Annotated in this window: 20 protein-coding genes and 3 pseudogenes; 12 read left to right on the top strand and 11 right to left on the bottom strand. The window is 58.5% G+C overall.

Annotation, left to right across the window (positions count from 1 at the left end):
• Positions 1–2: 2 nt before the first annotated feature.
• The 3 genes and pseudogenes from DEIPR_RS13720 to DEIPR_RS13710 all read right to left on the bottom strand — a co-directional run bounded on the left by DEIPR_RS13720 (position 3) and on the right by DEIPR_RS13710 (position 2,248).
• Positions 3–722 (bottom strand): IS5 family transposase, encoded by a 720-nt coding sequence (locus DEIPR_RS13720; RefSeq protein ID WP_425358585.1) that lies wholly within the window; start codon positions 720–722, stop codon positions 3–5.
• A gap of 64 nt (positions 723–786) precedes the next feature.
• Positions 787–1,374: pseudogene (locus DEIPR_RS13715) on the bottom strand (transposase); the annotation flags it as partial.
• A gap of 286 nt (positions 1,375–1,660) precedes the next feature.
• The gene (locus DEIPR_RS13710) at positions 1,661–2,248 is read right to left on the bottom strand and encodes a recombinase family protein (protein WP_013616059.1); all 588 of its coding nucleotides are present in this window, start codon (positions 2,246–2,248) and stop codon (positions 1,661–1,663) included.
• Between the two features lie 74 nt (positions 2,249–2,322).
• Here DEIPR_RS13710 and DEIPR_RS13705 point away from each other — a divergent pair, with 74 nt between their 5' ends.
• Together DEIPR_RS13705 and DEIPR_RS13700 are read left to right on the top strand one after the other, a co-directional pair.
• The gene (locus DEIPR_RS13705; protein WP_013616058.1) at positions 2,323–2,565 is read left to right on the top strand and encodes an AbrB/MazE/SpoVT family DNA-binding domain-containing protein; all 243 of its coding nucleotides are present in this window, start codon (positions 2,323–2,325) and stop codon (positions 2,563–2,565) included.
• Positions 2,534–2,938: a type II toxin-antitoxin system death-on-curing family toxin gene (locus DEIPR_RS13700; RefSeq protein WP_013616057.1), complete on the top strand. Its 405-nt coding sequence runs from the start codon at positions 2,534–2,536 to the stop codon at positions 2,936–2,938. Before DEIPR_RS13705 ends, DEIPR_RS13700 begins: the two co-directional genes overlap by 32 nt.
• A 164-nt stretch (positions 2,939–3,102) precedes the next feature.
• On the opposite strand, the gene DEIPR_RS13695 is transcribed toward DEIPR_RS13700, so the two are convergent.
• A complete protein-coding gene (locus DEIPR_RS13695) occupies positions 3,103–3,537 on the bottom strand; it encodes a hypothetical protein (RefSeq protein WP_049775350.1) in 435 nt (144 codons plus the stop codon).
• 72 nt (positions 3,538–3,609) lie between these two features.
• A pseudogene (locus tag DEIPR_RS13690) lies at positions 3,610–4,468 on the bottom strand (IS5 family transposase).
• A 534-nt stretch (positions 4,469–5,002) separates the two neighbouring features.
• Between DEIPR_RS13690 and DEIPR_RS13685 the strand changes: the two are divergent.
• The 6 genes from DEIPR_RS13685 (at position 5,003) to DEIPR_RS13650 (ending at position 10,071) form a co-directional block, all read left to right on the top strand.
• Complete coding sequence (locus tag DEIPR_RS13685; protein ID WP_013616056.1) at positions 5,003–5,791, top strand: phage antirepressor KilAC domain-containing protein; 789 nt, start codon at positions 5,003–5,005, stop codon at positions 5,789–5,791.
• On the top strand, positions 5,784–6,074 hold the full coding sequence (locus DEIPR_RS13680) for a hypothetical protein (protein WP_013616055.1): 291 nt from the start codon (positions 5,784–5,786) through the stop codon (positions 6,072–6,074). Before DEIPR_RS13685 ends, DEIPR_RS13680 begins: the two co-directional genes overlap by 8 nt.
• A 614-nt stretch (positions 6,075–6,688) precedes the next feature.
• Complete coding sequence (locus DEIPR_RS13670) at positions 6,689–8,104, top strand: hypothetical protein (RefSeq protein WP_013616053.1); 1,416 nt, start codon at positions 6,689–6,691, stop codon at positions 8,102–8,104.
• Positions 8,105–8,191: 87 nt separating this feature from the next.
• Complete coding sequence (locus DEIPR_RS13665) at positions 8,192–8,755, top strand: hypothetical protein (protein WP_013616052.1); 564 nt, start codon at positions 8,192–8,194, stop codon at positions 8,753–8,755.
• Positions 8,756–8,807: 52 nt separating this feature from the next.
• Positions 8,808–9,224, top strand: a complete 417-nt coding sequence (locus DEIPR_RS13660) for a hypothetical protein (protein ID WP_013616051.1) — start codon at positions 8,808–8,810, stop codon at positions 9,222–9,224.
• Between the two features lie 310 nt (positions 9,225–9,534).
• A complete protein-coding gene (locus DEIPR_RS13650) occupies positions 9,535–10,071 on the top strand; it encodes a VRR-NUC domain-containing protein (RefSeq protein WP_013616049.1) in 537 nt (178 codons plus the stop codon).
• A gap of 66 nt (positions 10,072–10,137) precedes the next feature.
• Here DEIPR_RS13650 and DEIPR_RS13645 read toward each other — a convergent pair whose 3' ends face one another.
• The gene (locus tag DEIPR_RS13645) at positions 10,138–10,644 is read right to left on the bottom strand and encodes a DUF2442 domain-containing protein (protein ID WP_013616048.1); all 507 of its coding nucleotides are present in this window, start codon (positions 10,642–10,644) and stop codon (positions 10,138–10,140) included.
• Positions 10,645–10,655: 11 nt separating this feature from the next.
• The gene (locus DEIPR_RS13640; RefSeq protein ID WP_013616047.1) at positions 10,656–10,916 is read right to left on the bottom strand and encodes a DUF4160 domain-containing protein; all 261 of its coding nucleotides are present in this window, start codon (positions 10,914–10,916) and stop codon (positions 10,656–10,658) included.
• Between the two features lie 89 nt (positions 10,917–11,005).
• On the opposite strand from DEIPR_RS13640, the gene DEIPR_RS13635 reads away from it, so the two are divergent.
• Positions 11,006–11,575: a nucleoside triphosphate pyrophosphohydrolase family protein gene (locus DEIPR_RS13635; RefSeq protein WP_013616046.1), complete on the top strand. Its 570-nt coding sequence runs from the start codon at positions 11,006–11,008 to the stop codon at positions 11,573–11,575.
• Complete coding sequence (locus DEIPR_RS13630; RefSeq protein WP_013616045.1) at positions 11,572–11,955, top strand: hypothetical protein; 384 nt, start codon at positions 11,572–11,574, stop codon at positions 11,953–11,955. Before DEIPR_RS13635 ends, DEIPR_RS13630 begins: the two co-directional genes overlap by 4 nt.
• 102 nt (positions 11,956–12,057) lie before the next feature.
• Here the strand turns inward: DEIPR_RS13630 and DEIPR_RS13625 are convergent, their stop codons facing one another.
• From DEIPR_RS13625 to DEIPR_RS14695, 3 genes are all read right to left on the bottom strand, one after another.
• Positions 12,058–13,491 carry a toll/interleukin-1 receptor domain-containing protein gene (locus DEIPR_RS13625; RefSeq protein WP_013616044.1) on the bottom strand — a complete coding sequence of 478 codons (1,434 nt, stop codon included), beginning with the start codon at positions 13,489–13,491 and terminating at the stop codon, positions 12,058–12,060.
• On the bottom strand, positions 13,466–14,566 hold the full coding sequence (locus DEIPR_RS13620) for an IS4 family transposase (RefSeq protein ID WP_425358584.1): 1,101 nt from the start codon (positions 14,564–14,566) through the stop codon (positions 13,466–13,468). The genes DEIPR_RS13625 and DEIPR_RS13620 overlap by 26 nt, the downstream gene beginning before the upstream one ends.
• 134 nt (positions 14,567–14,700) lie before the next feature.
• Complete coding sequence (locus tag DEIPR_RS14695; protein WP_245532776.1) at positions 14,701–14,961, bottom strand: hypothetical protein; 261 nt, start codon at positions 14,959–14,961, stop codon at positions 14,701–14,703.
• Here DEIPR_RS14695 and DEIPR_RS13615 point away from each other — a divergent pair.
• Positions 14,857–15,795: pseudogene (locus DEIPR_RS13615) on the top strand (IS4 family transposase). The gene DEIPR_RS14695 and the pseudogene DEIPR_RS13615 overlap by 105 nt on opposite strands.
• Positions 15,796–16,124: 329 nt before the next feature.
• A protein-coding gene (locus tag DEIPR_RS13610; protein WP_148231767.1) for an IS1 family transposase occupies positions 16,125–16,825 on the top strand; the annotation gives its coding sequence in 2 pieces (ribosomal slippage) (positions 16,125–16,359 and positions 16,359–16,825; 702 coding nt in all).
• Positions 16,826–16,854: 29 nt separating this feature from the next.
• Here DEIPR_RS13610 and DEIPR_RS13605 read toward each other — a convergent pair.
• Positions 16,855–19,212 carry a copper-translocating P-type ATPase gene (locus DEIPR_RS13605; protein ID WP_013616040.1) on the bottom strand — a complete coding sequence of 786 codons (2,358 nt, stop codon included), beginning with the start codon at positions 19,210–19,212 and terminating at the stop codon, positions 16,855–16,857.
• Positions 19,213–19,219 lie beyond the last annotated feature (7 nt).

The following is a 19,219-nucleotide window of genomic DNA, read 5'->3' as shown; positions in this document are numbered from 1 at the left end:
ACTCAGACCTCCACCGTTATCAATAAGCGGCGGAAACGGGCGGCCCAAGCAAAATTTCGTTCTACGATCCAGCGCTTGGGAAGCAGGACAAATCCCGATGCTCCAGCTGGTCGTTTCACAACGACCAGCTCAATATCCAGCAGTGCAGCGTCAATCTCTGCCTGTTCCCCGGTGTAGCCACCATCTGCCAGCACGACATCAATACAGTCACCAGTGACAGTCTGAATCTGGTGACATAGATCGTAGACCTGTTCGCGGTCTTGTTCATCTGCGGAGGTGACCAGCAGAGCAATGACATGGCCCAGAGTGTCCACCGCCGCATGCACCTTGCTGCCATTCCGCTTTTTCGCGCCGTCATAGCCTGATCGGTGACCACTTTCAGGTGTACTTTGCAGGGTTCGACTGTCAATGATGGCGACGGACGGGACGCTGTCCCGTCCAACTGCTGCACGGTCCATCATCCTCAAGTCATGGACCAGATTCTCGAAGCAGCCGTGCTCGAACCAGCGCAGCGCTTGCTGGTGAACAATTTTGTAGGGTGGGAAGTCGTGTGGGAGATATTCCCAGGGACTTCCCGTCCGGGCAATCCAGAAGAGGCTATTGAGGACTTCTCTGATGGGATAGATGCGCTGCGCTGTATCTTCAGGCGTCAGTAGAAAGTAGGGCAGGATGAACAAGTAGGTCTCATCATCAAGGTCGCTGCGATAGGCTCGGCGCGTCATCTCAGCTCAGTTTGCCTTATGCCGCAGATTCGCCAGGAGCAGAACATCGGTCGCTAAGTTCAATCGGGTTGCTGACACGCTCTAGACAGCAATAGCCTTTGTCGCCAATGATGGTTGGGCCTTCAAACTCTGGCCACCTGAGATTCAGCTCGTAACTCACCGTAACGTCGTGGAGGTTTGCAGGTCGGATGACGTACTGAACGATTTGTCCACCTGGTGTGACCCAGGCGTGCAACTTGTATCCGAAGAACTCACCCTGAGTTCCGAAACCCCACTTTGCTCCTGGGAATTGACAAAGATGAGTGCGTTTGGGACGGCAAATGGGGAGGGGCATCGAATCAATCACAACCTCGGCGCACGGCTGAGCTGGGCTGGCAACATGTTCCAAGAGTGGTAAAAGCTTGATGCCCCTGGTGTAAGCCTGTGTGTAGGAAGGAAGACCGTCCCGGTCTTCCTTGAGGATGTTCCACCAGATGGAAGCAAATGGATGCTTGAAGATGAGACGGGAGAGCAGCAGAGCAACCAGCATGGCATCTGTGACCTTCTGGTGCTGGCAGGATTTCCGGTCACTGAAGTGCTTCCTGGCCCAGAGATAGAGGTGGCGAATGACGTGTCGACGTCCTAAACTATGGTGGAGACGATATTTAGCCATGTCGTCTCTATTTTTATGTGCCTGAGACGCACTTCAACAGTGGTCGGTCAGGCCCTAAACGGCGTACTATCGCTGATCTTCAGCCTATGTGGTCTGTGTCAGCATAGTACCGTTACCTCTACCTCGAGATCTGCATCCTGCCAGGCCCGGTCCATGCTGACCACCGGCATGCCGAGGCGCTGACCTAAGGCCAGGCAGTAGCGGTCACCCAGACCGAGACCCAGAGTGGACGGGGTTGAAGCCAGTTGCCAACTCGTACGCACCAATCAAACATAGCTAACGGCTATTAGGGCGGAGATATGGATGACAGCTGCGATGGAATTTTTTCGGCAGCCAGAATTCTCGACACCGTCGCCTGGCTGACGCCGAAGAGCCGGGCGCAGGCTGCGGCAGTCTTTCTGCCTGACTTCACAGCTTCACGAATCTCTTCTTGCTGGGCCGCCGTCAGCTTAGGACGACGGCCCCCGACACGCCCTGCGGCTCTGGCCTGCTCAAGTCCAGCTTTCGTGCGTTCACGAATCATCGCCCGCTCAAACTCTGCGAAGCTCCCGACCATCTGCATCATCATCCGGCCAGCTGGAGTAGTCGTATCGATGTTCTCCGTCAGGCTGCGGAACCCAGCACCGCGCTGTTCAATCTGCTCAAGGATGGTCAGCAGGTCTTTGAGGCTTCGGCTCAGTCGGTCCAGTTTCCAGACCACGAGGACATCTCCTTCGCGGAGTTGCTCCAGGGCTTTGTGCAACTCCGGTCTATCCCAGCGGCCACCGCTGGCCTGCTCTTTGAAGACCTGACCCACCCCAGCTCCTTGCAGGGCCTTTAACTGAAGGGCGGAATCCTGGTCGCCTTTGGAGACTCGTGCGTAGCCGATCAGCATGGGGGAAAGCCTTGCACAAACGGAGACGCAAAGTCACACGGCATCTCCTGGTACGAACACTGTTAGAATATGGTATGCGAAAGACCCTTTCTAGGATTGGGAACAGTGAGGCCCTGGTCATCACCAAAGAGATGAAAGAGCTGACGGGCATCGGCAGCGAAGTGCAGATCGAGATTCAGGGGAACGCCATTGTCATCACACCGGCCCAGGACGCATCGCGTCCTGAGACCCTGGCTCGTCAACAACGTTTCACTCAGGCGCGTGACCAGGTGTTGAGTGAGTACGATGACCTTTTCCGCCAACTGGCCGATGCTTGAAGGTTTAAGCCGGGAAGAGGTGGAGGCGCTGCATGATGCTCAGATTGAGCGCTATGGCGGCTCGCCCGGTCTGCGAGACCCCGGGTTACTGGAAAGTGCACTGGCACAACCGGTGCAGGAGCTGTTTGGGCAGTTGCGATATCCCACAGTGCCAGCCCAGGCTGCGGCTTATCTCTACTACCTGTCACGCGCTCATGCCTTCGTCGATGCGAACAAGAGAACTTCACTGAGCTGTGCCCTGGTATGGCTGGCGCTCCATGACCTTCGGTTGCGCCTGAGTCAACAGGAGCTGTTCGACCTGACTCTGGCAGTGGCCCAGGGGCAGCTCTCGCTGGAAGAGACGATAGAACGTTTTGAGCGTGCAGTCTGGTAGCGCCCACTGCAAACCCCGTTGCACAAACCTGTTGCAAATAGTTTCAATTCTGCAATAGGTTTTTGAAAGGCGGGAACGCCGATTCCATCGCATGAGCAAAAGCCTTTCATAAACGTTCGTTTATGAAAGGGATCTGGAAAGAGATGTTGCGTGGGAATGACGGTTCAGTGTGCCACTTCATACTTACGCAGAGCTGAGAGCCCCATCCACAGACGCCAAGCCCAGAGCGCAGCCACTGCAGCGAAGACGCCAGCCAGTAGGGTGTCCCAACCTTGCCACCATCCAAAGGCACCCATCGTCATGACCATAAAGCCCATGCTGCTCAGTAGCCAGAAAGCGACCACTCGCGCTCTTCCCGCCAAACGCAGCACTGCGATGGTCAACCATCGCAGGGTGGGTATAAGGAGCATGGCCGCCAACGCCAAGCCGAACGCCTGAACAACCGAACCTGTCGCTTGAACGACAATGGCGTAAAAGACGTAGGTCAGGAACGGTGTGACCAGGCCACCTCTCTGCGGTTCATCCGCCACTGCTTGCCGCCAACCCGCCGCACTCAGGGCATAGCCAGGGTGGAGAAACTGACGGTCCAAGGTGGTCAAGTGGGCTTTCCTAAGTTGCCCGTTCGCCTGATGAGGGTCACCCCACTCGCTTAAAGTGTGTCTGAAAACTCTTCAAGTCACTATTTTGGCCAGTCGCTTGACCATCAAGCGAATCATGACCTCGTAGACGAGGTTTTCCGAGGTTTCTGACAGTGCTTCGTAATCTCTGGACATCCGCCTGGATTTGCCTATCCAGGCGAAGGTTCGTTCAACCACCCAACGACGTTTCAGCACGACGAATCCTGCTGGCACCTCCACCACCCGTGGAGGTGCGTCTTTTGGTGCCCAGGTACCCTGCCGGCCCGACCAAGGATGCTTGACGATTTCTAACGTCCAGCCCAAATGTTTTCTGATTTCAGCTCCCAATTTGCCGGTATACCCTTGGTCTGCCCAAAGATGTTGCATGCGTGGAAAAACGTTAGGCAAGTCTCGCAGCAGGAGGATCGCGCCGGCGCGATCCTGATAATCCGCTTCATGCACCTTGATTGCCATGACGAGGCCCATCGTATCAACCAGGATGTGCCGCTTTCGACCGTTCACTTTCTTCCCACCATCATAGCCACGAGGTCCGCCTGCTTCTGTCGTTTTCTGTCGTTTTGACTGATTGGCTGTCAATAATTCCCGCTGAGGGTGTTGGATCATGGCCAGCTTGTATGCGAACCCTTTCCCGCAAGACAGCATGAATCGCTTTCCAGAGACCCTGTTTCCTCCAGAGTCGGTGGTAGTGGTACACCGTCTGCCAAGGTGGAAGGTCATGCGGCATCAGCCTCCAGGCGATACCACCGCGAAGAACATAGAAGATCCCATTGAGAATGTCGCGCCAGGACCACTTTCTAGGTCGTCCTGTTGAACAGACAGGTGGAAATAGAGGTTCGAGGATCATCCATTCGGCGTTGGTCAGATCGCTTGAGTAGACGGACGACATACCCATAGGATCCACGAACACGCGGGAGATGAAAAACCCGCACCAGGAGGCTTTTCAGACACACTTTAGTAAAGACCTAGCTTAAACCCAGCCTCCCGCAACTTGACCCAGCAGTAGTGATGGGCCTGTCCCAACTCGCTATTGGTAGCACTACCTCCGATGGATAACTCGGTACCAGTGCCAAGTTTGCACACTGTTTCTCGGGCCGTGAGTTCTATTCCTTGTAGCCCAGGCAAGTGACGAATCTGCTGCTGCAGTTGATGACGAGACTCTTCCTCTAAGAAGGGGTGGATAAACAACCTGGACACCAGAACAGCTTAGCCAAAGCTAAATGTTTTATGAAGCCACCATTTGGGGATGTTTCTATCAGTCACCCTAGCGCCGCCCGGTACTGCCCGGCGGCGCTGCCTTATCGGCTGTGACCAGGGAGAACCTGGCCGCGCCGCCCAACCGCCCCGGCTCGTGCGGGCCAAAGCCGAGCCAAGGAAAAAGCCACTGGGATAACGGACCAGTGGCGAACTCTAGAAAGGTGTCTAGGACATGACTATAGCATTATCTGAGCAAATCCTCCCCGTCCACACCGAGCAGGGCCGCCTCTGGGTAGACGCCCGCACCCTCCACGCTCAACTGCATGTCGGACGCGACTTCAGCACCTGGATTCGCAGCCGACTGGAAGAAGTAGAGGCTGTGGAAAACCAGGATTTTATTGTTCTGGACGGCTCCCCTATTTCGGGGAGCAAGTGGGGCGGCGCCAATCGCCGCGATTACTGGCTGGTCCTGGACATCGCCAAGGAAATCGCCATGCTGGAGCGCAACGAGTACGGCAAGGCCATCCGGCGCTACTTCATCGAGGTGGAGCGCCGGTACCGCGAACGGCAGGCAGCGGCACTCGCCCTTCCCAATTTCAACGACCCCGTGGCCGCCGCCCGTGCCTGGGCCGACGCCAAGGAGCGCGAGCAGCAGGCCCTGGTCCTCGCGGCCGAGAATCAGGAGAAGGCAGCGGGCTTTGATGCTTTCCTTGACAGCAGCGGCCTGTACAGCATGCGCAACGCGGCCAAGCTGCTAGGCACGGGCGAGCGGAAGCTGTTCGAAATCCTGCGTGATGGTGGCGTGCTGATGAGCGCCGCCCGCGCTGGTGCCGAGAATCACAACGTGCCCTACCAGAAACACATCGATGCCGGGCACTTCAAGGTCAAGACCTCGCACAGCCGCGACGGGGAGCACGTCAGCCGCACGCCCCGCGTGACCCCGGCGGGCCTGGAGTACCTGCGCCGCCGCTTCTTCCCCGGAGTGCAGCTGCCCTTGCTGCTGGAGGATGCCGGTGACTGAGGTACCCACCGACCACCGCCCCGCCAGCGAAGTGGTGCCCGAGCTGCTGGCCCAGGCCAAGCAGCAGCCCCGCTGCCAGCTGGCAAGTGGCCACCACCTGATGGCCTACCGCAGTCCCAACACGGGCCGCCCGGCGCTGGGATTCGGGTTGGCCTACCTCTATCCCAGCACGGGAGAGGTGGAGCTGCTGCTGCGGCTGCTGGGCTGGGAAGGCGCCAGGACCCAGAAAGGGGCCGCGCAAAAACACGGCTGCTGGTGGGTCTTTATCGAGCCGCCAGCTTAAAGAACCACGTCTCAACTTCCATTCATGCGGAGGCCGCGCTATTGTGGGGGCACCCCGATTCCTGACGAGAAAACAGGAAAAGGAAAATCCCCCGCAGAAGATTGGCGTCCGAAGCGAGGGAAATTCCTAAAGGGCGAGTTTTTAGAGTTTTCGCAAAGTCGGTTGGTGCTGGGCACCGAACCACCTGCTTGCGTGTAGTGTAACGCGCCTACACGTCAGGGGTCAATCATAGACCCGCTGGGGGAGTGTATCCCCAAGAGCGTTTGAAGGATGCTCATGCATACCAGTTTGTCGGCAGTACGCCCTGAACAAGAGAGCACGGTCACCATCAGGGAAAGCTACTTGACCATCACCAATCAGGACGCTTGCTGCGCCGCTCTGCTGGACTGGGCAGAGCGCAAGGTGGGACGGGAGTGGACACGGTACTCCTCAGAGGAAATTACGCGGGCGCTCTTGGGCATCTATAGCACCAGGACCGTCGAGAAGAAGCTCAGGGTGTTGGAAAGCCAGGGTTTCCTGAGCAGGCGCCGCTCGCCTACAGACCGCTATGACCGGGCCTGGCAATACCTGTTGAACGTGCCTGCCGTGGCCAAGGCCCTAGAGGCGGTACAGAGATGATTCGCCGCCGCAAAAAAACCCAGCGCTTCACACAAATCAACAACGAACCTCTGCGCAACAGCGCGATGTCCCTCAAGGCGAAGGGGCTGCTGGCCCTGATGATGTCTGTGCCCGAGAACTGGGTCTTCAACATCGCATGGCTCATCAAGCAATCCAAAGACGGCCGGGATGCCACCCGCGCCGCACTGAAGGAATTGGAGGATCATCGCTACGTCATTCGCAGGAAGGTTATGTCCCCACCACCTAAGACCCAGTTCGTAGGGTGGGAATGGCTGGTGGACGACACGCCAATCCTCGACATCAACCCCGATTCCGTCGTGATTCTGGAAGCCGAAGAGGATGCGGAAAATCCGCAAGAGGAAGATGCACCCAAGCCAGGCCCAAGAGTGAAGGAAGGCGATGCCGACAAGGAATTTCCCGACTTACTGGAAACCCGTCTGTCGGCGGAGGAGGAGCGGGATTCCCGACTTACTGGAAACCCGACCGTCGGGAATCCCGACGTCGGGAAATCCACCACTACTAATACTGATCTTTTTACCAATACTGAAAAAGAAGAAGAAGCACCCGTACCGCAAGCTGGGGAGCAGGCCGCTGCCCCGAACGCATCTTCTTCTGAAGAGGCTTCGCCGGATGAACTGCTGGATGCCCTCTTGGGTGAATCCGAAGGTGGGGAGGTTGAGGGCCTCTCATCTCAGCCCACAAGCGACGCCCCATCTCGCACGCCTGACCTTTCAGAAATGACCACTGGCAAAGGTGGGCAGCAGGAAGACCAGCCCACTGCTGTTGAGAAAGTTCCGGCGGCGGGCGGCGCGGCGGCAGCCCCGGCAAACGAGGTGGCCGCCGTCAACGCGCAGCTCGACCGCTACTTGAACCGGCGCTGGCTGGCTCCCTACCAACTGGGCGACACCGTCATGCCGCCCCTGAGCACCGAGATCGTCGATGGCCTGGACCGCGCCGAGATTCCCCAAATGGTGAGTCTTGAGCAGCTGCGCGAGCTACATAACCAGACCCGGCGCAACATCAGCCAGCGCAAACGCGAACAGGCCACCAATCCCGGCTTGCCAGGCTTGAACTACACCACTGAGCTGCTGCGGATGCTGCACGAGTATGTCGAGCAGCGCCTGGTCGTCCGCGAAATGGCGCAGGAATACCAGGCTGATTTGCGTGCTGAAGCTGCAGCAGCCGCCCCCCAGGGTGAATCCGCCGGCGACCTGCGCATCAGTGGCCACAGCGAGTGGCAGGTGGGCGATCAAGTGATCTACATGCGCGAGCCACACGAGATTGTGCGCATCACGCGGCTCAAGATCACGGTGGCCCTGCTCAGCGACCGCGACATTGAGCACGACATCATCCGCAGCAGCATGGTTCAGAACACTCTGCGGCCCTACCGGCCCCAGCAGCGCACCGGCTGACGCTCCTGCCCTATAGGGCAGTGACCCGGCCGGGTCGTGTTCAGAGGGTTTCCGGCTTATGCCCTCAGCCTGATCCACTCTGGCGGCATGAAAAGCAAGCATGCCGAGACCTACTCCGTCCCTGCCCCCATGTGCATCTCTGAGCGCCGATACGACTGCGATTACGCGGACGACGCCCCAGAGCCCGACTACGGACATCTGTTTGTGAAAGAAGGCCCTTCTATGTCCAACCCCCTCCCCGGCCCCGCAGCGCGGGCGGCCGCCGACTGGTGGGCGCAGTTCCTCAGCGCGCCTGGCCCCGGCCAGCCCGATCCCACCCGAGATGTCCCTGGCCTCACCGGAGCCCTGATTCAGAGCGCCTGCAGCCATACCCGCTACACCCCCGCCCAGGTCCGGGCGTTCGCCGCAGAGCTGGCCGCCATCTTCCAAGCCCAACTGGATGCCGGAGGCCGCGCCAGTGCCTGGACCGAATACGGCCCCGATGAAGTGCTGACCTACGCCGCTCGGCAGGCAGGCTTCGAGCTGGACCCACTGGCCCTGCCGGCCAAGAGCTTCACGCTGCTGCAAGCGGGCTCTGGGCTGGTGGTGACCCGCCTGGGACCCGGCGGCACTCCCCAGATACTGGTGCCCCATGTGGAAGCCGCCTCCTAAGCCTAAAGGGCCGCCGCCGAAGCGTTACCAGCGCCCGTCCGGCGCTGCCCCGATGACCGTGCAGGAGGCCCAGCGCTTCGTGGGCCGCATGCGCGGCCTACTCAAGCCTGACGGGCACGACATCTTCTACCTCACCAACTACTGCTCCCGCGTCCTGCGCGTGCAGGTCGGTCATTTCCGCGACCTTGACCTGCAGGACGCCTATACCGTGGCCCGCCAGGCGACAAAGGAGTACCCAATGAATGACTCTCCCCCATCTCAAGACACCCTCCAGCCCACCCCGCACCCGAAAAGCTCCGGCCTTTCGGGTGTTCCTTTGGAGCAGGTGGAACTACTCCAGGACGAGTTGCGCAGCGCGCTGGCCGAACTTGACGAGTGTGGCCCCCAGGCGCCGGGGCTCGAAGACCGGGTGGCTGGATACCGTACCCAGCTGCTGAACCTGGGCGTCTCTAGGGAGGCCCAGCCTTGAATCCCGAGCTAGAACGTCTGCTGCTGGGCTGTCTGTGTCTTCGGCAGCCCACTTCACTGAATCAGGCGGTCACCCGGCTGTGCGGGCGCCGTCCAGACTTGCGTGAGGAGCTCACGGCGGGGGCTCAGCCGCCCAGTCTGGCCGGTGCAGAAGCCCAGCGGGTCTGGGCGACCCTTTGCCGCGAGGGATGGGGACGGCTCTACCGCACGGCCGGCTTGGTCCTCACGCCAGCGGGGGAGCAGCGACTGGATGAACTTTGGAACCGGAAGCGTGAGGACACTGGCAAATCTCGCATGACCGGAGGCAGCTCGTGAGCCGCGCCGCCGAACTCCTGGCCCAGGTCCGCGAGCTGGACGCCCGACTGGCCGAGCAGGGTCGGGACGCCGCTGAAAAGCTCTGGGATGAGGACCACCACCAGATCACCCTGGTCAGCTGGGCCAGAAACCATCTGGGTGACCTCCCCGAGCTGCGGCTGCTGCACCATTCCCCGAACGGGGGCAAGCGGCAGACCGTGACCCGCCGGGGCCGGACCTACAGCCCCGAGGGCGCGAAATTCAAACGCATGGGCACCCGCGCCGGCTACCCGGACCTGCTGCTCGACGTGCCGCTGCACGGGTACCACGGCCTGCGGATCGAGCTCAAGGACCTGAAAGGCAATACACCCTCGCCGGAGCAGCGGGGCTGGATTGTCGCGCACCGGCAGAAGGGCTACGCCGCCGACGTCGCCCGCGGCTGGCGGCAGGGCCGCATTCAGCTGCTGGCCTACCTCGCGGGCGAGGTACACGAGTGGTACTGGGTGCCCAAGAAAGGCACGGCCTGCGAATTGCCAGGCGTCGGAGCGGGATGAAGACTGATCTCCAGCTCCTCTTCTGCTAGTCCAGCGGGCGAGACGTAGCTTGATCTCCACAGCATTTCAGCTGTGGGTCCCAGTCTTGAGGGGCTGGAACTCCACCTTGATTTCCCGTCCCAGGGCCTGAGCCACCCGCTCCACACTGCTCCAGCTGTGGCCCGTGTAATCAGGGTCTAGCAGACGGCTGAGTGACTGCTGGGGCATCCCGGCGCGGCGAGCAATCTCTGCTTGAGATTCCCCACTGGCGGCCACCAATTCGCGCAGTTGCTCACTAAGCGGATTCGCACGCGGCGCTGTACGGGAAAGGGTCCGGATGTTCGTGGGCTTGCGGGGGTCAGTGTCCTCCATATAAAAGACATCCGGGTCCAGGTCCTGGCCGTCCTCCCAGGTGACCGAACGTCCGCGCGGGCCACAGCGGACGCCCTCAAAGTAGGCCCGGTCCTGCAGTGGGGCAAATACGCCAGGTCGCTCCATAAGGCGGCTGATGTCGGCATGTACCCGCACGCCGTCTTCAAATGTCAGGTGCAGCGTGTAGCCCTCACCGGCGGATACAGCAGTGATTTTCTTCATGGCGACTCCTCTCATTCCAGGGGGCTGATTTTGCCAGGGGCTTCATTGTTGCTGGCCGCGTTCCAGGCCTCCATAAGTTCTGCTTGGTGCATGGCGGCCCATTCCAGTACCAGACGGGTGGCCCGCTTCGATAACTGGCCCTCTAACACGGCCAGTTCCTGAATGCCGAATACCGCTTCGTCATCCCCATATTCCGCATGAAAGTGCGGAGGATTGTGATCGCTGAAGTACATAGTGATTCGGATTCCGAAGAAGCGGGTCAGCTCTGGCACATCTCTATCTTACATCAAATATGATGTAAGACAAGCTTAATATTCTCCTGGCTGCTGTGCCAGGGCCAAAGGATTCCGAGGTGACCAAGATGACCGACCCCAATTTGCTTATCTTTGCCGCCGAGCGCACCTATGCCATCAACGGCACCAATGGCTGGCACGACGGCTATACCCAGGCCGACGCCTTCACCAAAATCAGCCTCATCAGCACCGAAGTCCGCGAGTGGCAGCTGGAGAGCCGTCCGGGCAACGAGCAGCAGGCCCTGAACGAACTGGCCGACATCATCATCCGCACGATGGACACCTGCGAGCTGCTGGAGCGCGGGGGGTTTGCGCTGGCCCTAGTGATGGCTGGACCCTGCCGCCACCATCCACACCACAACAATCTGCTGCACATGGTCACCATGTACGGCCTGATCGAAGATGCCAAGCAGGCGTTCCGCAAGGCCCCAGCAGGGGAAATGCCGGCCAATGCTGCAGATGCGGGGCCGGAAGTCCTGAACGCAGTTCTGCCCCACCTGGGAGGGCTGGCCCTGTACGCCCTGATGCTGCTGGAGCACTACGCTGCACGCGAGAACCTCACCGCCCAGGACGTCATCACCCGCGTGCTGGACAAGAACGCGACTCGCGGGTACCGGCATGGGGGGCGGAGATTATGAGCCGCGATCCCGAACTGGACCGGAGCCTGAGCGCGGCCTGGCAGAGCCTGGAACAGAAGGCTGCCCAGGAAGGCCACCGTCCGCGTATCGCGCAGCGTGTGGCCGCCCTGCTCCCTCCCGATCTGGCCCCGGCGGTGCTGGAGCGAGAGCGTCTGGGCGTCCTGAAGTATGGCCAGTATCTGGACGACAACCATCAGCCCCAGCGGGCGCGGGCCGTGCATCTGGTGCAGGAGCTGCTTGATGGAGCCAACTACGCCCTGTGGCTGGCCTCCCCTATCCGCTCCCGTCTGCTGGCGGTCCTGCTGGCCTTCCTGGTGAAGTGGCTGTGCCGCCGCTACCACCTCACCGCCCAGGACATTATTGACGGGGGCAAGCGGTGAGCGAACAGACCTGTTCCACCTGCGACCTGTGGCGGGAACCTGCTAACCGCGCCGGAGTGCCGCTGCCGCATGTGGACGGACCTAAGAGCACTTGAGGGGTGATTAGGGCTGACTCCCCCATCGATCCACCTGGCTGTAGTAAGCCAGAGAAGAGTCTCTATCGTAAAAACTAAGCAGCTGCTCTTGAAAAACACTTTTCAGAACGGGCGCTGCCAAATCGTAGTCATTGCCAAGGCCATAAATACTCCCCCACCGCTCAATGCTTGCACTACTGATCCAGCGTTGAAAAAGTGGCAAATCACCCGCCCCCTCAGCATGAATGGTAACAGTGGGATACCAGTTCATTATCCTTGGCGCTGATGAGCCTTGACGCTGCATATTTGCCAGCAGTGCCGCCAATATCAGTAGCACCTCTGCTTCTACCAAAAGCGCACGGCTGACATTTCGCTGTTCTCCACGCTGTAATAAGACGTGCGCGGTAGAGCTGAGCCACCGACTGCCACTCTCTCTGGCGTATGCAGGATCGAAGGTTTCAGGATTGAACCGCATATTGGTGAAGGTCACTAGATGCACCTGTCCCGAACGCCTTGACATGAATGGGTGTTTGAAGAGTGCGGTCAAAAAGTCGAGCTGTTCAAGCTCGATGGCTGCCGCCACTACATGTAGTAGCAGCTCATGTTGGAACAGGCGAACGTGATCATAGACTCCTGAGTAGTGTGACTTCTCCTCTATCGCCTGACTGAGCCCATCTAAAAGATTCAGCCAGTCTCCGATTTGTAAGGTCTCATGGATCGAAAGCAGCTTGAAAGCTTCGACAAGAGTAATTTGCATAGGCGTGAGAGTGTCGAGTGCAGTTAAGACAGCTGATGCGGAATATTGCTCTAGGGCATCTGTTTCCCTTATCAGGGTGAGCGCTTGCGAGTGAAGGTCTCGAAGTGCTGGTCTCACTGTTCGCCCCGCAGTTGCTGCATGACGAAGCCCGCGCATTGCAGCAGTTCCCGAAGACACTGCAAGCTCAGGGTCCTCGTCTAGGAAAGCGGGGCGCGAGCCTCGAGGTGGTGGAACTGCGAGCGGCTTGTTATAAATGAAGCGCACAAGCGTCTCAATGTTGTCAGTCCACTCCTGCTCGTCTCGCATGTTGATGTGAATGGAGTTCCCGAACATCGTGGGCTTCTGGTCTCCAGAAAACATGACAGCCACAAAGCGCTGTTCTACAGACAGCCCGCCTTGTAACTGCTCATAAAGCTGGGGGCTCATGATGACCCCTTCCTTGCCTACGCCACCTTTACGCTCGTTGGCTTTAGTCACATAGTTGGGCTCGCAAATGGCAATCACTTTGTCTATACGGTTTGAGTTGGCGATCCCTTCCATATAGGCATCGGCATCAACACCCGGTTGCAGCACATACTGATCTAGAAGAACTTCAATTCCATATTCGGCAATAAGTTCGTCGGCTAGACGCCTTACGCGTGCCTTGTGCTCTCCGCCGTCCTGGTCATCGTTCCAGGCCTCAGTACCTGACAGGTTGCCTTGCATCCCCTCCTGGCGCGGGAAATGGAGTCTTCAAGAGGTCCAGAAAGAGCCTGAATTTCTCTCCGCCACACCGAAGAGTACGGCTCAGCTCCTCATACCCGTACCTCGCCCTGCTGACCGCAGGGCGACCATGTGTTTTGACACGTATGGGTTGCTGTTCAGTCCGCCATTCCCCCGCACGCAGCATCCAGGTCAGAGCTAGGGTGAGCAGCCCAAACAAGTTCCCCACCCGCTCCGGGTTGATCATGTGGGTTTGCTCCAGATTCAACCCTCTGGATTTCATGGCAGAGAAGGTGGTTTCGATGGCCCAGCGCTGCCTATAGACGTTGAGCGTGTCCCAGACGGATAAATCTGAAGCGACAATGACCCGCTCTCCCTCTGGGGAGAGCGTAGCGACCACTCGCATCCAGTCGCCCTGAACCCAGACCTTTTCAAACAGGGCTCGTGTTTGACCCGGCTCCAGTGACGCGAAACAGTCACGAGCATATTCACCGTCTACCACGGTATTGGCCCGAATACGAATACATCTTTTGATCCCGCTGCGCCGCAAAAACGTGAACCACTCCTGACCGAGAAACTCCCTATCCGCGATCAGGACCTTCCACCTGCGTGCGGGTAGGCGTTTCAGCAGTTGACCCACCAGCATCATGCGTGCCCTGGATTCACTGTTCCCGCCGTGCTTCAGTTCTTTCCAGGCGAGTGGAAGAGTAACGTTGCCCAGCACCACGCCGATGACCAGCAGGTTGAGATGAGACTGACCGTGCTTCCAGTTGGTGCGGTCCATGATCAGGGTCAGTTTTTCCTCAGGAAGCAGTGGAAGCAGGACATCTTGGATGTCCTGCTGGGTCAGGCCTGCACCATGTAGCACACGAGCCACCATACGCGTGATGGACGGTGTCGTCGCAGCACGGCCAATATGGAGCGCGATTTTGCGGTGGAGGGTGGATTCCGCCTGCAAAATGCCGAACAGGACTTCTGCAACGCAGCGCAGACGATCCATGCGGTGGTGTGGGAGACGCTCTTTCAGGTAGACCACGAATGTGTCAACATTCGTCAGGGCGGCTTTGGTTGAGTTCACACCTCCATAAGCCGCCTTACTTCCTCAGTAGGTGACAACTTCGGTTTGACCTCGTTCCAGACGGGAAGAACTCAAGAGAGAGCCCCATCAAGCTTGATGGGGCTCTCTCTTCGCGGTCTCCTGGGAGTGTGAAATCAACAGAATCCGCTGCCCAGCAGGCTACCGTACTGACCCGCCACTTCAAAGTACACGCGAGTCACCTCCGCATTGACACCCTTCAGCGGCTGATCGATGTGCTTCTGGCGATGATTGCCGCGAGGAGCATCAATCATCACGACCTGAGTCCTCACATGCCCGGTATCAGCACGCCGCAAGCCAAGAAAAGAAGGGCGGACCGAACCTTCCGGGATGAGCAGCTGGACATGGACTTTTTCATCGCTCTGCTCGTCGTCCATCGTTCCACCGGGGAAGGTGTTGCTGAGTCTGGACCGCACCAATTGGGAGCATGGGGAAACGCCCATCAATTTTCTGGTGCTTGGAGCCGTGGTTCATGGCTTCACCCTGCCCCTGATTTGGGTTCCTCTTGATGAGTCTGGGAACAGCCACACCTACGCCCGTATGTGGCTGGTGTTGAAGCTCCTCCGCGTCTTGCCAGCGAAACGCTGGCAAGGCCTGGTGGCTGACCGTGAGTTCATCGGTGCGGAGTGGTTCCGTTTTCTCCGTCGTCAAGGCATCAAGCGGGCGATCCGCATTCGGCACAGCGACATGCTGGACGACATGAATGGGAAGGAATGGTTTAAGCACGTCCAGCACGGGCATTTCCATGAAATCGACGAAAAGGTGTTCGTGTTTGGCGAACTCATGCGGGTGGTCGCGACGAGGTCATCCACAGGTGACCTCGTCATCATTGCCACAGATTTCAGCGCTCGGAAGACCTGGAAGCTGTACAAGCAGCGCTGGTCAATCGAGTGCACCTTCAGCAGCTTCAAGAAGCGAGGCTTCGACCTGGAGCGGACTGGGATTACGGAAAGGAGCCGTCTACAGCGGCTCTTTGGCCTGGTGACACTGGCCTGGATGTTCTGCTTGCGTCTGGGAGTCTGGCTCGGCCAGACTCATCCCATCCCGTTTTGAAGCACGGTCGTAGAGAGGTCAGCCTGGTCCGGCACGGTGCTCAGCATCTCGTAGACGCTCTACGGTGGAAACCCAAACAGTTCATGGCTGTCCTAGACCTGCTGACCCAGCCTTTTTGCCCACCAGGAGGGGCTGGAAGTGAAGTTGTCACCTACTGAGCCTTACTTCATATTTTTCTGCGACCCAGACAACGTTTCCTTCAACCTGTCAGGTACTGAGGCAGACTGTTATGTGCAAACATGAGAGATCAGTAAAACGCTCAGCAAACCAAGCTTAATTTTAATATTTCCATAGTGCATTAAATATATTCAGCTGCCGTAAAATACTCCAGCAGTCGGAAAGCCTATCTTCTATGCCTACTGCGTAGTCAGAAATAAAGATAAGTCGACTCATCTATTTAGTAGAATAGATGAGTCGATTCGGTTGTCAAAGCCTAGGCTGGCATCAACCAACGGTAGTGGCTGTACCAACGTGATCTACTGACAGGATGCCGGAGTGCCCAGCCTGTCAAAGCACACACACTGTCAAAAATGGGAAGGCCAAAAATGGCACCCAGACCTACTTATGTAAGGGTTGTGGCCGTCGTTTCCACCCGGAGGCCCGCCCTATAGCGCACAGTGAAGCGACCCGGCAACAAATTCTTGATGCTGTCCACGAGCGGATGAGTCTGAGAGGAGTACAGCGCGTCTTTGGTGTTCACCGCAACACCGTGATCCGGTGGATAAAAAAGGGGCCCGTGAAGTGATGCAGACTGGTACAGTCTGCATGACACCTCCAGAAGAAGTGGTCATTGAGCTGGATGAAATGTGGACCTTCGTTGCCAAGAAAAAACAGACGAGGTGGATCTGGATTGCCCTGGAGCGCAGCACCCGCAGGGTGCTGGCCTGGGTATTGGGTGACCGCAGTGAGCAAACAGCGTTCAAGCTCTGGGAACGCTTACCATTGTCCCTTGAGCAGCGACTGAAAGGGACGTTTTGCACCGATCTGTGGCGAGCCTACGATGAACCGCTCTTGGGGGTAAAGCGGCTAACCCGGAAGGGAGAAACGAATCATGTCGAACGATTGAACTGCACGCTGAGACAGCGGCTGGGTCGGCTTGTTCGTAAGTCGTTGTCTTTCTCGAAGACGGACGAAATGCTCGAAGCCAGCCTGACTCTGGCCTTCCACCGATACAACTTGTCACGTTGATGCAGCCACTACCCAACCAACTTGGGTATTTAAGAAGGGGAGAGCCTATGTGTTGAGTCGAGTCGCGTTGTGTTTAGAAGAAGCGCATTAAAGGTGACGATAAGGGTACTCGCGCTCATCAGCAGAGCAGCCCATTCAGGACGCAACAGGAGGCCCATGCTCGGATACAGCGCACCTGCGGCCACTGGAATGGCAAGCAGGTTGTAAATGGCTGCCCAGAAGAGATTCTGCTTGATTTTAGACTGTACCTGCCGCGACAAGCTGATGCTGGTCGCCACGCTGGCAGGGTCACTTTTCATCAACACCACATCAGCAGTTTCCACAGCTACATCCGTCCCTGCGCCGATGGCGACACCCACCTCGGCCTGCGCGAGCGCGGGCGCATCATTTACCCCATCTCCGACCATAGCCACCTTGCGACCCTGCGCCTGCAAGTCCTTGACTTTGTCCGCTTTCTGCTCGGGTAAAACATCGGCAATCACGGTATCAATGCCCAATTGCCGGGCCACCGCTTCAGCAGTGGTGCGGTTATCCCCCGTAAGCATGACTATCTGTATGTTCAGTTCGTGGAGGCTTTGGACCGCCACTTTGGCGGATTCACGGGTACGGTCAGCTACCGCAACCAGGCCTAGCAATCTTCCATCGGCTGCGACATACATCGTCGTTTTACCGTCGGTAGCAAGTTGTTCAGCCTGGGAAGTCAATCCGGCTGTTCTAATCTGCTGTTGCTCCATCAGTTTGCGGTTGCCAATCAAGACTTGAACGCCATCTATCTGTGCTTCTACGCCCAACCCTGATAGCGAATTGAAGGCCTGCGTCTGGCTGAGCACTACGCCCTGTTCCTCCGCGCCACGCACAATGGCCTCAGCCAGTGGGTGCTGCGAAAGCTGGTCTGCCGAAGCCGCAAAGTGCAGCAGCTCGGTTTCCGAGGTTCCCTGAACGGGAATGAGGTCAGTCAGAGCAGGTTTGCCTTCGGTCAATGTGCCCGTCTTGTCAAAGATAACCGTGTTGACGCTCGCATTGGCTTCCAAGGCACCCGCATTCTTGAAGAGTACGCCTTCTTTCGCGCCGCGTCCGACCCCAACAGTGATGGCCGTGGGTGTGGCCAGCGCTAAAGCGTCAGGGCAGGCAATCACAATGGCAGATACCGCTACAGTCAGGGCGAAAATAATGTCCTGGCCCAATAGCGTCCATATGATGAAAGCCAGTAAGCCGCTGCCCAGAGCCACGAAGACCAGGTACTTCCCGGCGGTATCCGCCAGTTGCTGTGCTGGAGCCTTACTAGCCTGCGCGTTCTGCACCATCTGCACGATGCGCGACAGGGCGGTGTCGGCCCCAACGGCGGTGGCCCTGAACTGAAACGCGCCATTCTGGTTCACGGTGCCGCCTGTGACCTTCGACCCGCTGGTCTTGGCGACGGGCACGGGTTCCCCACTGATCATGCTCTCGTCCACATAGGACTCCCCGCTGACCACCTCGCCGTCCACGGGTAAGCGGTCTCCTGGGCGGATGGCGATGATGTCCCCGGCGATGACCTGCTCCACTGGAACTTCGACTTCTTGCCCATCACGAACCACACGGGCAGTTGCGGGTGCCAGCTTCAAGAGGGCTTCTACTGCCCGCCCGGTAGCAAAACGTGAGCGCATTTCCAACCAGTGCCCTAGCAGGGAAAGGGTAGTCAGCATGGCCGCCGCCTCGAAGAACACATCCTGGCTGCTAAGCGCCGCAGTGGCCCAAAGTGAATACAGATAGGACACGAGAATGCCCAGGGCGATCAGGGTCATCATGTTCGCCTCGCCCCGCCGCAGGGCACGCCACGCCGCCGAAATAAACGGCCAGCCGCCCCACCACACCACCGGGGTTGCCAGGATCAGCCCGAACCAGTTCATGCCGAGGCCGAAGGGTGGCATCGCCCGGAAGCCGATGGCCTCCCCAATCGGGGAGTACAGCACGATGGGCAGGGTCAGGATCAGCGATACAACGAAGCGCCGCAGCATGTCATTCACCATCGCTGCGCCGTGGCCCGCATGTTCGTCATGGCCAGCGTGGCTCATCTGATGCCCAGCGTGAGGGGCGGCAGAGTGATGGTGGGCATGCTGGTGTTGTTCGTGGCCTATAGCTGGCTGGCCCGGCTGCGATTGGGAAGGGCTGCATTTCTGGCAGCTGCAAACGTAACTCGCCTGTTCGATGCGGGTTCGAAGGGTCTGTTCACTTGTCTGTGCCGGGTCATAGCCCAGGTGCGCCACGCTTCGGGTACGGTCCAGGTAAACACTGGAGACTCCAGGTAACCGTTGCAGAAAGTCTTCCGCACCCTGTAAATCTGTTCCGCCAGAGCAGTTTTTCAGCGCCACTTCCAGTACGCCCCGCTGAGTGCGTTGATGAGTCATAACATCG

This window comes from Deinococcus proteolyticus MRP, assembly GCF_000190555.1.
Lineage (GTDB): Bacteria > Deinococcota > Deinococci > Deinococcales > Deinococcaceae > Deinococcus > Deinococcus proteolyticus.
The sequence above is the reverse complement of the archived record's forward strand: the minus strand, read 5'-3'. Positions and strand labels throughout refer to the sequence as shown.